Genomic DNA, 12,809 nt, shown 5'->3' with positions numbered 1-12,809 from the left:
AATAACGGATACACCAATAGGTGTATCCGTTTTTTTAGGATTGAATCGGAATATGCTGAAAGGCCTTCACATCAAACAGTCCTTCCGTCGTCATCTTGATATCGGGAATGACGGGAAGCGCCAGAAATGAAAGGGTTAAAAATGGATTAAAATCACCTGAAAACCCGGTTTGCTGCAATGCTTCATGAAGTGACAGCAAGCTTTCATTGACGGTGTCAATCGGCTTGTCGGACAATAGCCCCGCTATTGGCAGGGCGACGGAATGAAGTTCTTTCCCTGCTTTGGCCACGGTCAAACCTCCGCCGATTTCCCCGAGTCGTTCGATCGCTTTCAACAGATCCCGATCGTTTGTCCCGACAGCAATCAGATTATGAGAGTCGTGGGAAATGGTCGTCGCAATCGCCCCTTCTTTTAATCCGAATCCTTTGACAATGCCAAGACCGATTTCCTTTTTGCCGCTGTGACGTTCTATCACCGCGATCTTCAGCAAATCGTTTTCTGTATCGGCCTGAAAATTCGGTTCTTCATCCGGCTTGGTCAAAAAAAGCCTTGTTTCAAGCTGGTTGGGAATAATTTCGATGACACGGATATCCCTGTCTTGAACAATCGGAATCTCAAGGTCGCATAGCTCGAACTTGGGCAGGTGCACGGATTGAAGCAAGGCGGCGTCAAGTTTGCTGCTGGAAAGGCATGTATCGGCTTCTTTATAGATCACACCGCCGATCATCGTCTGTGTGATGTCCACATTTGTTAAGTCGCTGATGAACAGAAGGTCTGCATCATAACCGGGGGCAACAGCTCCCTTCGTTTTCAAGCCGTAGCATTCCGCTGCATGAAGACTTCCCATTTGATATGCGAGAAAAGGATCAAGTCCGGATTGAATGGCCAGTTTAACCTGATGATTGATACTCCCTTCATCAATCAGCTCATCCAAATGTTTGTCATCCGTACAAAAAAAGAAACGCCTTGCATTTTTCTCATTGACCGCAGGCAGTACATGCCGTACATTCTTAGCAACAGACCCCTCTCTGAGCATGACGTACATTCCCCTTCTGATTCTTTCAAGCGCTTCTTCCGGGGTTGTCACCTCATGATCGGTCAGCACGCCTGCGGCCCTGTAGACGTTGACAAGCTTGGGCGGAAGACCGGCCAGGTGCCCGTCGATCCGCTTGCCGGCGAGATGAGCGTCAGCAAGCTTTTGCGTCATATCGCTTTCGGCCGCCTCCACCGCAACATAATCCATCACCTCGGCAAGGCCGAGCACTTCATTGCGGTTGTAAAAAGGCTTCAGATCCTCTGCATTCAACACCGCTCCGGACTTTTCAAACGCTGCAGCAGGAACGCATGAAGGAAGCATAAAATGAATGTTCAGCTTCGTCCGGCGGGCTTGTTCCATCATAAATGTCAGCCCTTTGATTCCTGAGACATTGGCGATTTCGTGGGGGTCTGTGATTACGGTTGTGACACCATGAGGAATCACCGCTTTGGCAAATTCGGCCGGCGGCACCATCGAAGACTCGATATGAACATGTCCGTCAATAAATCCGGGAACAATCATCTGCCCTTTTGCGTCAATGATGTTCTCTCCCTCATAATCGCCTAAACCGACGATGGCTCCGTTTTCAATGGCAATGTCCGTCTCCAACCATTCCTGATTGAAAACATCCATGATTTTTCCGTTTTTGATGACTGTATCAGCTTTTTTGCGATGACTGGCAGCGCCGAGCCGATTGATGAGCACCTCTTTATCCAAAGGTTGATAACCCCTCTCTTTTTCTGATGTATATGGTTCAATATCGTAGCCGAATCGCTCTCAACAGTCAATGAAAAGATAAAAAAAACCGTAAGCGCAAAACGCTTACGGCTTGTTTGATCATCGTTGAAACACCTTTTTTTCAAACCTTTCAATGTCGGGGTTCGAGCCGATGACGATTAAGATATCGTCTTTTTGAATCTCCTCCGTTGCAAGCGGGGAAACAATCACTTCTTTCTCGCGCTTAATCGCGACGATATTAATGCCGTACCTGGCGCGAATATCAAGATCAAGCAGCGTATTTCCGGCCAGTTTGCCGTTCGCCGCGATTTCGACGAGACTGTGTTCATCTGAGAGTTCAAGATAGTCGAGCACATTGTTGGAGACGATATTATGAGCAATTCTTTTGCCCATTTCACGCTCCGGATGAACGATCCGGTCGGCTCCGATTTTGGACAGCACCTTTTCGTGGTAGTCATTTTGCGCTTTCACCGTGATCATTTTAACGCCGAGCTCTTTTAAAATCAGCGTCGTTAAAATGCTCGCCTGAATATTTTCCCCGATTGCCACAATAACATGATCAAAATTGCGGAGTCCGAGGTTTTTAAGCACAGATTCGTCAGTTGTATCTCCTATTACAGCATGTGAAGCGATTTTGGCGTATTCGTTCACCCGATCCTCATCGACATCGATCGCCATCACTTCTAAGCCTTCCTCGCTCAGCGCCTTGCAAATGCTGCCGCCGAACCGGCCGAGTCCAATTACTGCAAATTCTTTTTTCATCGGTTATTCCTCCATCGGTCAATCTTTAACAAATTCTATCATACGACATCATATTTTTCCTCTATTATTTTTACGTCGTGTGACCGCAATATGTTTCCTCAGCATACTGCTTGTCAAGCGGTTCATCTTTATCGATCGGCAGCAGAATGTGGAAGGTGCTCCCCTCACCCAATTTGCTGTCGATCTTCATTTCCCCGTTATGAGCACCGATGATGTTCAGGCAAATTGTCAGACCGAGTCCTGTCCCTTCTTCTTTCGTAGAAAAGAAAGGTTCGCCCAGCTTTGCCAAATCGGCTTGGGAAATGCCGCCGCCCTCATCTTTGATGCTCACCTTTACGAAATCATCTTCCTGTTCAGTGGAAATGGTGATTTTCCCTCCATCAGGCATGGCTTCAATTCCATTTTTGATTAAGTTAATAAACACTTGCTTAATTTGATTTTCATCACCGTTGATTTCCCATTCTTTCCCGTTTTCAAACGTTTTTTCGATTTTGATGCGGGAAAGCACGGCATTGGTTTCAAGCAAGGTCGCGACCTGACGAAGCACTGAATTGATTTTGATTTTCTTAAATTGAACCTGATGGGGTTTGGCCAGCACAAGCAGTTCGCCAAGCACACAGTCGATTCTTTTGATCTCGGAAAAAATAATGTCAAAGTAGCTGGATCTGTCTGGATACTCGGTTTTCATCAATTGCAAAAAACCGTTAACAGAGGTCAGAGGGTTCCTGACTTCATGGGCGATCCCGGCGGCAAGCTGCCCCGCCATCGCAAGCTTTTGCGACTGCATGGCAAGCCGCTGATTTGATTTAAACAGCTCCATTTCGGCTTTTTTCCGCTCTGTAACATCTGTCAGCGTCCCCAGGCTTCCCGTAAATTGGCCGTTTGTATAATATAATTTATAGTGGACTTCGCCCCAAAACTTGCTTCCGTCTTTTCGATGATATAAGACTTCGATTCTTCCTTCATGCTCCTTGTTCTTCAGCTGCTGATTCAGATGATTTGAAATGCGCTCTTCATGATCAAAGTAATCGTTATACATCGTCCCGAGGCTTGATTCGACACTGTAGCCTGTCAGGGTGGTCCACGCCTGGTTCAAAAAGGTGATGATCCCTTTCCGGTCGGTCTGAAAGACGATCTCCTGCAGGTTATCCATGATACGGTTGGTTTCTGCTGATAGCTGTTTGTATTTTTTCTCGCTTTCCTTCAGCTTATAGACGAGCTGATTCGACTCATCGATGTAAAGCGTAAGCCACCATACACTGATTAATGTCACCAGTGTAAACAGCACATCAACCGTCCAGTTAATTTTGTTTCCCAATACTCCGTAAAATAAATAATTCCAAAACATAATGAAAGTCATTGCCAGTACGGTTGAAATGATCCGTCCTTGATACCTTTTCATGCCCCCACCTGCCACTTCTATTTCTCAGTCAATTGTAACATTCTTTACAGCATCTTTGAGAGGATTGTTCGAAGTATTTATCGTCTAAAATTGATGAATCTTTCAGGTGATAGACGGATTCGTTTTGTGAGAGGGCTTTTTTTCGACAATGATGAAAAAAAACCCTTCTGTAAGAAGGGCGCTTGATGTTAAGCTTTCTCCTGATTCAATTTGGTTTTAATTTCCTCCAACAGCAATTCAGCACCCTCAGGGCTGAGCGTAATGTTCCCGTTTCCGTATGCGCGGTTTTCAGAGGTTATCTCACCGGTAATCAAGCAGACGCCGTGCGGTTTATACTTTTGCAGGATGATTTTATCCTGATCGACGAAGAATTCAATGCTGTCCTTGATCGAGATATCAAGAGCCCTTCTCAATTCAATCGGCATCACGATGCGGCCGAGTTCGTCCACTTTTCTTACAACTCCTATTGCTTTCAAAACTTTCGCCTACTTCCTCTTTGTTTCTATTTTTCTAAGATAATGTCTTAGTATAACGATAGACGTACAAAAAGCATGAAAGGTTTCCCTGTTTCACCTTTCTTCAGCAAAAAAATTAGACACAAAAATGAAATAATGTTCTTGTGATGTAAATATGAGGTCATCATTTTACAGGTTGTTTTCAAAACCGTCACAAACCCCCATAAATCGATGATTTCATGAGAAAATTTAAATGAAATTCTTTTTTCAGCACGAAGATTTTCGAAAAAAATTTTAAATAGAGATTGGGTGAAAACATGTTTCAAACGACCGAGATCGGAATTGATCTAGGAACAGCGAACATATTGGTTTACAGCAAAAATAAAGGAATCATTTTAAACGAGCCTTCCGTTGTCGCCGTGGATACGGAAACAAAGAACGTGTTGGCGGTCGGCACCGAGGCTAAAAACATGATCGGAAAAACGCCGGGCAAAATCGTTGCGGTACGCCCAATGAAAGACGGCGTTATTGCCGATTACGACATGACGACAGACCTTCTCAAACAGATCATGAAAAAAGCGGGCAAAAATATCGGCTTTACATTCAGAAAGCCGAGTGTTGTGGTGTGTACGCCATCCGGTTCCACCGCTGTTGAAAGACGGGCCATCAGCGATGCCGTGAAAAATTGCGGAGCCAAGCAGGTGCATTTGATCGAAGAGCCTGTCGCTGCGGCGATCGGCGCTGATCTGCCCGTTGATGAGCCCGTCGCAAATGTCGTCGTCGATATTGGCGGGGGAACGACAGAGGTGGCCATTATTTCTTTCGGAGGCGTGGTATCCTGTCATTCTATCCGGATCGGCGGCGATCAGCTTGACGAAGACATCGTGACATTCGTCAGAAAAAAATACAACCTGCTGATCGGAGAACGGACGGCAGAGGAAATCAAAATTGAGATCGGCTACGCTCTGATCGAGCATGAAACAAAGACGATGGAAGTCAGGGGGCGCGATCTTGTCACAGGCCTGCCGAAAACGATTACCCTTGAATCAAATGAAATCCAGGCTGCCATGCGCGAATCCCTTCTTCACATTATTGAAGCCATCAGAGCTACTCTTGAGGACTGCCCTCCTGAGCTGAGCGGGGACATCGTCGACCGCGGCGTGATTTTAACGGGAGGCGGTGCTCTCTTAAACGGGATCAAAGAATGGCTTTCACAGGAAATCGTCGTTCCGGTGCATGTCGCCGCAAATCCGCTTGAATCTGTCGCCATCGGGACAGGACGTTCGCTTGATGTGATTGATAAACTGCAAAAAGCCGCAAAATAATTTTGTTTTCCACGTCTTTTTTGCCGGCTTCCTTCATATCGTGAGGAATGGATAAACGATAAGGAGGAAAAACATGCTCAGAGATTTGGGAAGACGCGTGGCTATTACCGTCATTTTAAGCGGCATCATTCTCGGGGGAATGAGCATTTCGCTCATGCATATGCCATCCCCTCCTGAACAAACAGCCAAATTAAACCGCTAAAAAAATTCGCAGCCCTGCCGCTGCGTCTTTTTTTCTTTTCAATTCAATTTTTGGTATGATGTTTACGACAATAAAGGAGGTTTTGCCAATGAATTCGTTTACCGATAAACTGAGTAAATACGCACAGCTTGTCACAGAAGTCGGCGTCAATGTCCAAAAGGGCCAAAAGGTCGTGATCAACGCTTCGACGGAAGTCCGCGATTTTGCCCGTCTGCTTGTGAAAAGCGCCTATGAGCGAGGTGCAAAGCATGTGACAGTCCGCTGGCAGGATGATGAAGTCACAAGGCTGAAATACGAGCTCGCCCCTTTCGAAGCGTTTGCAGAGTATCCGGAATGGGAAGCCAAAGGGGTGGAGACGATGGCTAAGGAAGGCGCTGCCTTTATTTCGATTGTCTCATCAAGCCCGGACCTCTTAAAAGGAATCGATTCGAAGCGAATTGCAGCACAGCAGAAAGCGGCCGGAAAAGCTTTGCATACATACAGGCAAATGATTCAGTCCGATAAAGTCAGCTGGACCGTTGTGGCTGCCCCTTCACCTGCTTGGGCGCAAAAAGTATTTTCGGACATGAGCGAAGAAGAAGCGGTTCAAAAGTTATGGAATGAAATTTTTAAGACGACGCGGGTCGACCGCGATGACCCTGTTCAGGCGTGGAAAGACCACGACCAGATGCTCCGCGAGAAAGTAAGTGTTTTAAATGACAAACACTATAAGGCCCTTCACTATCAAGCCGACGGGACCGATTTGACCATTGAGCTTCCTGAAAAACATCTGTGGGTCGGAGCCGGCAGTGTCAACGAACAAGGCGATGAGTTTATGGCCAACATGCCGACGGAGGAAGTCTTTACCGCACCGAAAAATGACGGTGTGAACGGAACCGTTTCCAGCACGAAACCGTTAAGCTATGGCGGCAATCTCATCGACGGTTTTACACTGACATTTGAAAACGGCCGGATCACCGATGTGAAAGCCGAACAAGGCGAAGAGATTTTAAAAGAGCTGATCGAAACGGATGAAGGCTCGCACTATTTAGGTGAAGTCGCTTTGGTCGCGCACGATTCACCGATCTCCAAATCCAATATTTTATTTTATAACACGCTGTTTGACGAAAATGCGTCAAACCATCTCGCCATCGGAAGCGCTTATGCCTTCAACATCGAAGGCGGCAAAAAGATGACGCGTGAAGAGCTTGCAAAAGAAGGTTTAAATGAGAGCATCACACACGTTGATTTTATGATCGGCTCAGGAGAAATGGATATCGACGGCATCACGGCCGACGGAAAGAGAGAGCCGATTTTCAGAAACGGCAACTGGGCGATTTAAGATCCGCCTAAAAAGGACCTCAGAAAGTCTCTGAGGTCCTTTTATATGGTATCGAAGACGGAATGCCCGCTCCCAAAAACTTCCGACCCTTGCACGCTTCAGCCGGTGACTGTAACGGCTAAAAAAAGCGTCCAATGATCCCGGCAAATAACACGCCTCCGGTTCATCACGATTTCGGCAAGCTGCTTAAATGCTCGTGCTTCAGCTTCCAGCTTCCCGACTCGTCCTTTATAAATACGTTTGTCGCACGGCCTGCCCCGGAAACCGGTTCGCCTTGATAATACCCTTTCCATTTGTACATATACAGACAAACGGCCTGTTCGTCTGTTTCTGTGATCCAGCTGACATCCTCGGCACTGTATACTTCGTTTTCGATTTGCTTCCAGGCGTTTTCAAAGTAACGCTGAATCTCCTCAAAGCCCGAACACGTTTGATCCGAAAACCAATACACCGCGTCGGGGTCAAGAAGCTTTTTGACATTTGCAAACTCATGTGTGTTCGTTGCTTGAATATATTGCTCAAGAGCCTTTCGGCATGACATAGCGACCATCTCCTTGATATAAGAAACCCCGCTTTTTCAGGCGGGGTTTCTGGAATTATGCGTAAAGTTCGGCAAGCTTGTCCTGTACCGTTTTATCTTCCAAAAACTCGTCATAGCTCATTTGTTTATCGACGATGCCGTTTGGTGTGATCTCGATGATCCGGTTGGCGATCGTCTGGACAAACTGATGGTCATGAGATGTAAACAGCATGGCGCCTTTAAAGCTGATTAAGCCGTTATTTAAAGCTGTAATCGATTCAAGGTCCAAATGGTTTGTCGGCTCATCCAGCATTAACACATTCGCTCCGGAGAGCATCATTTTCGACAGCATGCAGCGGACTTTTTCTCCCCCTGAGAGGACGCTTGCTTTTTTGAGCACTTCTTCTCCGGAGAACAGCATTCTGCCTAAAAATCCGCGCAGGAAGCTTTCGCTTTGATCATGCGGGGAAAATTGGCGGAGCCAGTCGACAAGGTTCAAATCGCTGTTTTCAAAATACTCGCTGTTGTCTTTCGGGAAAAACGCCTGGGATGTCGTCACACCCCACTTAAATGTCCCGCTGTCAGGCTCCATTTCCCCGGCGAGGATTTTAAAGAGCGTTGTGGCAGCAAGCTCATTGCGTCCCGTAAACGCGATTTTATCATCCTTGTTCATCATAAAGCTGACCGAATCAAGAACTTTGACACCGTCGATCGTTTTGGACAGGTCTTTGACGACAAGCACATCATTTCCAATCTCACGCTCAGGCGTGAAATTGACGTAAGGATACTTGCGTGACGACGGTTTAATATCATCCAGCGTAATTTTCTCAAGCAGTTTTTTTCTTGATGTCGCCTGCTTTGATTTGGAGGCATTGGCGCTGAATCTGGCGACGAACTCCTGAAGCTGCTTGATCTGCTCTTCTTTTTTCTTATTGGCTTCCTGTGCCATTTTCAAAGCGAGCTGGCTTGATTCATACCAGAAATCATAGTTTCCGACATAGATTTGGATTTTATTAAAATCCAAATCAGCGATATGTGTGCAGACTTTATTTAAAAAGTGACGGTCATGCGACACAACGATCACCGTATTCTCAAAATTGATCAAGAACTCCTCAAGCCACTGGATCGCCTGAATATCCAAATGGTTCGTCGGCTCATCGAGAAGGAGCACGTCAGGCTTTCCAAAGAGCGCCTGGGCAAGAAGCACTTTCACTTTATCAGATCCGCCGAGATCGGCCATTTTTTTCGTATGGAGCTCTTCAGGAATGCCAAGCCCCTTTAATAATATCGCCGCTTCTCCTTCCGCTTCCCAGCCGTTCAGCTCGGCAAACTCGCCTTCCAACTCGGCAGCGCGAATCCCGTCTTCATCGGAAAAGTCCGGCTTCATGTAAATGGCGTCTTTCTCCTGCATCACTTCATAAAGGCGCTTATGGCCCATGATGACCGTTTTCAGCACTTCATATTCTTCATACTCAAAGTGGTTTTGCTTCAGAACGGCAAGGCGCTCGCCGGGGCTCATATGAACATCGCCTGTTTGCGGCTCAATCTCCCCTGACAAAATTTTTAAAAATGTAGATTTCCCGGCGCCATTGGCCCCGATCAGCCCGTAGCAGTTTCCGGGCGTAAATTTAATGTTGACATCTTCAAATAACTTCCGGTCTGCAAACCGCAAGCTTACATTATGAACAGCTATCATTTAATATCCTCCATATTCCTTCATTAAAAAGAGTATAACACGAATGACCTATAAGAGAAATGCTCTGGTATGATGAAGCTATAAAGCGCAAAGCCGACATGCGCTTTTTTTGTATGTTCATTGTGACAATATGTTACAATTAATGAAGAATGGGGGAAGGATAAATGAATATAAAAGATGACCCGGATATTATCAGATGGGTAAACACAAGGCCCCGGCACGCGGCTTTTCTATCACTCACCATGGTCATCGCTACGTTGGCGATCGGGTTTTTCAAAGGATATAATATGTGGACTTTTGATTTTTTTGTATTCGCATGTCTTTTGATAGGGTTCGGCCTTCTTGTAGGATGGCTGCAAAAGATATATTATAAAAAGGTGATATTTGAAGAAAACACGGATCGTTAGACGGAGGAAAACATGAAGCTTATCACTCTGACAGAATACTGCATGTTTATTTTTTTTGCCGGTGTATATCTGGCAGTAACCGGTTTTACAGCGCGTGATTTAGGCCTTTACATCGGGATTGCTCTGATTTACGCGTTTGTTCATATCTATGCCAAAAGAATCCTTGCGAAAAAAGGAAAAGAAACCGCGCAAATCAAAACCCTTTACAGCGTTCTTCTCATCATGGCGTCAGTGTTCGTCACCGTCCTGTTTATCGCGGTGCTGGCGTCCGTGATGTCTTAAAAAAAGCCTGACCGTCCCGGGGGACGTCAGGCTTTTTTTAGTCTGTTTTTCGGATTTCATTAAACGGGAAAAACACGAATTGCGATGTTCCGACAACCCGTTTTTTATCGATCAGCCCGAGTCCGTTGCGGCTGTCCATCGATCTCTGCCGGTTGTCCCCCATCACGAAATACTTGCCTTCCGGAACTTTAACAGGGCCAAAATCACCCGTCAGTTTGACGCCGACCGCTTTCGCCTCTTTTCTGTTTTCCGCCAGATACGGCTCGGCGACTTTCTTCCCGTTAATATAAAGCGTGTCATCTTTCATTTGCACGGTATCTCCCGGCAGACCGATCAGACGCTTAACATAGTGGACATTTTTTTCATCTCCGTCAATGATGACGATATCCCCGCGTTCAAACTCCCCAATGTATTTAACCGTTTTATAAACGAACAAACGTTCCCCGTCATGCAGTGTCGGATCCATCGAAGTGCCTTCAACTAAATACGGTTCAAATAAAAACGCCCGGATCAATAAAGCCAGAGCGACTGCGATAATGATGGCTTTTACCCATTCAAAGAGAGAATTATTCTTTTTCTTGGATTTTTCTTCAGTCAAAACGCTTCCTCCTAAAAACAGTCTGTTGCAATGTACAAGTTGAAAATAAAGCTTTCCTATACTTTATCACAAGTCTTGGGAGAATTCATAATCAGTGTACGCCCAGACCCGAAAACAGGAAAAAAGAAAGTGCCGCAAGGTTTCCCCCGTGGCACTTTCAGCATTTATTTTTCAGTTGGAACCGGCTTTTTCAAAACGCCGAGAATCAAAGCTGTCACAACCGCACCAATCAAGATACTGAGGAGATACAGCAGCGCATGATTTGTGGTAAAGAAGAGAACGAATATTCCGCCATGCGGTGCTTGCAGTGTGACATGGAAAAACTGGGATAAACCGCCAGCGACTGCTGACCCAATCATACATGCAGGGATGACGCGGGCCGGATCTGCCGCCGCAAACGGAATCGCACCTTCAGTGATAAATGACAGTCCCATCACATAGTTGGTAATTCCAGCTTCACGATCACGTTTTGAGAACTTATTTTTAAAGAATGTTGTCGCAAGCGCGATTCCTAGCGGAGGCACCATACCGCCAGCCATGATTGCCGCATGCGGTCCAAAGTTTCCTGCTTCAATCATCGCGATACCGAATGTGAAGGCCGCTTTATTGATCGGTCCTCCCATATCAATCGCCATCATACCGCCTAAAACAATACCCATGACAACAAGGTTTCCTGTACCAAGCCCTTCAAGCCAATGTGTCATGCCATCCATGATCATCTTGACAGGCGTGTTGACAACATAATGCATAATGACTCCGGTAAAGAAGATCCCAAACAGCGGATAAAGTAACACAGGCTTTAAGCCGTCAAGCACTTGCGGAAGTCCGGCAAATACTTTCTTCAAGAGAACAACGATATAACCAGCTAAGAAACCGGCAATCAGCCCGCCTAGGAAACCGGCGCCAGCTTGCGTCGCCATGAAACCGCCGACCATACCAGGCGCAAATCCAGGACGGTCTGCAATACTCATAGCGATAAATCCGGCCAATACAGCGACGATTAATCCAAGGGCATTGGTTCCGCCAATATTGTTTAAAACAGCTGCAAACTCATTATAAGTAGGATCTCCCGGTTTGGTTGCGTTAATTCCCCAGAAGAATGAAAGCGCAACTAAAATCCCGCCCCCGACGACGAATGGCAGCATGTTGCTGACACCGCTCATCAGGTGTTTGTAGAAGCCGCCGCCTTTTCCTTTGGCAGCTCCGTCTTCAGAATCGGATGCAGCGCCGCCTTTCGCCTGATAGATTGGCGCATCTTGCTTCAAGGCTTGCTCAATCAATTCTTTCGGGCGTCTGATTCCCGCTGTCACAGGTACTTCAATGACGTGTTTACCTTGGAAACGATCCATTTCAACCTGCTTGTCGGCGGCGACGATGATCGCAACCGCATCTTCGATTTCCTGCGCTGTCAGACCATTTTTAATACCGCTTGAACCGTTCGTTTCAACTTTGATATCAACGCCAAGCTCTTTCGCTTTTTCCTTCAAAGCATCGGCAGCCATGAACGTGTGGGCGATCCCTGTCGGGCATGCTGTCACCGCAAGGATTTTTCCTTTGGCTGACGGCGCTTGAGGCGTTTCCCCTTGCTCTTCATCTTCATCGTCTTTATCATGCTCGTTGATAATATCGATGATTTCTTCTGCTGATTCCGCATCAAGCAGCTGTTTGCGGATTTCTTCCCTCATCAATAGAGTGGATAGTCTTGAGAGCGCTTCAAGGTGTGTGTTGTTTGCGCCATCCGTTGCAGCGATCATGAAGACGAGATGGCTCGGCTGTCCGTCCAGAGATTCGTAATCGACACCTTCTTTTGAACGGCCAAATGCGATGGCCGGCTCTTTAACGCTCGCCGTTTTCGCGTGAGGAATGGCAATCCCTTCGCCGATTCCTGTCGAGCTTTGTTTTTCGCGATTGATCACGGCGTCTTTGTAGCCTTCTTTATCATTTAATTTTCCGGCCTGGTCCAAAACGGTTACAAGCTCTTCAATCACGTTTTCTTTCTGGCTGCTCTCAAGGTTTAACTTGATCGTATGCTTCGTTAGTAGCTCTGTTATTTTCATAACCTTTC

At 46.4% G+C, this 12,809-nt stretch carries 12 protein-coding genes; 4 read left to right on the top strand and 8 right to left on the bottom strand.

The features are described from left to right. Nucleotides 1-34: 34 nt before the first annotated feature. The 4 genes from ade to ACINLD_RS03290 all read right to left on the bottom strand — a co-directional run bounded on the left by ade (nucleotide 35) and on the right by ACINLD_RS03290 (nucleotide 4,414). Nucleotides 35-1,753: an adenine deaminase gene (ade, locus tag ACINLD_RS03305; RefSeq protein WP_026586806.1), complete on the bottom strand. Its 1,719-nt coding sequence runs from the start codon at nucleotides 1,751-1,753 to the stop codon at nucleotides 35-37. A 120-nt stretch (nucleotides 1,754-1,873) separates the two neighbouring features. Beyond that, the gene (locus tag ACINLD_RS03300; RefSeq protein WP_026586805.1) at nucleotides 1,874-2,536 is read right to left on the bottom strand and encodes a potassium channel family protein; all 663 of its coding nucleotides are present in this window, start codon (nucleotides 2,534-2,536) and stop codon (nucleotides 1,874-1,876) included. A gap of 70 nt (nucleotides 2,537-2,606) precedes the next feature. Beyond that, nucleotides 2,607-3,938 carry an ATP-binding protein gene (locus tag ACINLD_RS03295; RefSeq protein ID WP_051290363.1) on the bottom strand — a complete coding sequence of 444 codons (1,332 nt, stop codon included), beginning with the start codon at nucleotides 3,936-3,938 and terminating at the stop codon, nucleotides 2,607-2,609. Between the two features lie 188 nt (nucleotides 3,939-4,126). Continuing rightward, a complete protein-coding gene (locus ACINLD_RS03290; protein ID WP_026586804.1) occupies nucleotides 4,127-4,414 on the bottom strand; it encodes an AbrB/MazE/SpoVT family DNA-binding domain-containing protein in 288 nt (95 codons plus the stop codon). Nucleotides 4,415-4,710: 296 nt separating this feature from the next. Here ACINLD_RS03290 and mreBH point away from each other — a divergent pair, with 296 nt between their 5' ends. The 3 genes from mreBH to ACINLD_RS03275 all read left to right on the top strand — a co-directional run bounded on the left by mreBH (nucleotide 4,711) and on the right by ACINLD_RS03275 (nucleotide 7,241). After that, complete coding sequence (gene mreBH / locus ACINLD_RS03285) at nucleotides 4,711-5,718, top strand: rod-share determining protein MreBH (RefSeq protein WP_026586803.1); 1,008 nt, start codon at nucleotides 4,711-4,713, stop codon at nucleotides 5,716-5,718. 73 nt (nucleotides 5,719-5,791) lie between these two features. Further along, nucleotides 5,792-5,920: a protein YkpC gene (locus ACINLD_RS03280; protein ID WP_142246127.1), complete on the top strand. Its 129-nt coding sequence runs from the start codon at nucleotides 5,792-5,794 to the stop codon at nucleotides 5,918-5,920. 88 nt (nucleotides 5,921-6,008) lie between these two features. Continuing rightward, nucleotides 6,009-7,241 carry an aminopeptidase gene (locus ACINLD_RS03275; protein WP_410206911.1) on the top strand — a complete coding sequence of 411 codons (1,233 nt, stop codon included), beginning with the start codon at nucleotides 6,009-6,011 and terminating at the stop codon, nucleotides 7,239-7,241. Between the two features lie 166 nt (nucleotides 7,242-7,407). Here ACINLD_RS03275 and ACINLD_RS03270 read toward each other — a convergent pair whose 3' ends face one another. Then, the gene (locus ACINLD_RS03270) at nucleotides 7,408-7,782 is read right to left on the bottom strand and encodes a YybH family protein (protein ID WP_410206910.1); all 375 of its coding nucleotides are present in this window, start codon (nucleotides 7,780-7,782) and stop codon (nucleotides 7,408-7,410) included. 55 nt (nucleotides 7,783-7,837) lie between these two features. Continuing rightward, nucleotides 7,838-9,457, bottom strand: coding sequence for an ABC-F family ATP-binding cassette domain-containing protein (locus ACINLD_RS03265; protein WP_026586800.1), 1,620 nt, complete (start codon nucleotides 9,455-9,457; stop codon nucleotides 7,838-7,840). Nucleotides 9,458-9,876: 419 nt separating this feature from the next. Here ACINLD_RS03265 and ACINLD_RS03260 point away from each other — a divergent pair, with 419 nt between their 5' ends. Then, a complete protein-coding gene (locus ACINLD_RS03260; protein ID WP_026586798.1) occupies nucleotides 9,877-10,146 on the top strand; it encodes a hypothetical protein in 270 nt (89 codons plus the stop codon). 37 nt (nucleotides 10,147-10,183) lie between these two features. On the opposite strand, the gene lepB is transcribed toward ACINLD_RS03260, so the two are convergent. Both lepB and ACINLD_RS03250 read right to left on the bottom strand, forming a co-directional pair. Then, nucleotides 10,184-10,744, bottom strand: a complete 561-nt coding sequence (gene lepB / locus ACINLD_RS03255; RefSeq protein ID WP_026586797.1) for a signal peptidase I — start codon at nucleotides 10,742-10,744, stop codon at nucleotides 10,184-10,186. 164 nt (nucleotides 10,745-10,908) lie between these two features. Then, on the bottom strand, nucleotides 10,909-12,801 hold the full coding sequence (locus tag ACINLD_RS03250; RefSeq protein ID WP_026586796.1) for a fructose-specific PTS transporter subunit EIIC: 1,893 nt from the start codon (nucleotides 12,799-12,801) through the stop codon (nucleotides 10,909-10,911). Nucleotides 12,802-12,809: the final 8 nt, after the last annotated feature.

Origin of the sequence: Bacillus sp. z60-11, from assembly GCF_046464135.1 — a bacterium.
Lineage (GTDB): Bacteria > Bacillota > Bacilli > Bacillales > Bacillaceae > Bacillus > Bacillus sonorensis_A.
Note: the sequence above shows the minus strand (reverse complement) of the source record. Positions and strands in the feature narration are given on the sequence as shown.

Bases quoted from the DNA above. Each gene is read 5' to 3' on its own strand.
- mreBH (WP_026586803.1), top strand. From the start codon at position 4,711: ATGTTTCAAACGACCGAGATCGGAATTGATCTAGGAACAGCGAACATA.
- ACINLD_RS03295 (WP_051290363.1), bottom strand. From the start codon at position 3,938: ATGAAAAGGTATCAAGGACGGATCATTTCAACCGTACTGGCAATGACT.
- ACINLD_RS03275 (WP_410206911.1), top strand. From the start codon at position 6,009: ATGAATTCGTTTACCGATAAACTGAGTAAATACGCACAGCTTGTCACA.
- ACINLD_RS03270 (WP_410206910.1), bottom strand. From the start codon at position 7,782: ATGTCATGCCGAAAGGCTCTTGAGCAATATATTCAAGCAACGAACACA.
- ACINLD_RS03260 (WP_026586798.1), top strand. From the start codon at position 9,877: ATGAAGCTTATCACTCTGACAGAATACTGCATGTTTATTTTTTTTGCC.
- ACINLD_RS03280 (WP_142246127.1), top strand. From the start codon at position 5,792: ATGCTCAGAGATTTGGGAAGACGCGTGGCTATTACCGTCATTTTAAGC.
- ACINLD_RS03250 (WP_026586796.1), bottom strand. From the start codon at position 12,801: ATGAAAATAACAGAGCTACTAACGAAGCATACGATCAAGTTAAACCTT.
- ACINLD_RS03265 (WP_026586800.1), bottom strand. From the start codon at position 9,457: ATGATAGCTGTTCATAATGTAAGCTTGCGGTTTGCAGACCGGAAGTTA.
- ACINLD_RS03300 (WP_026586805.1), bottom strand. From the start codon at position 2,536: ATGAAAAAAGAATTTGCAGTAATTGGACTCGGCCGGTTCGGCGGCAGC.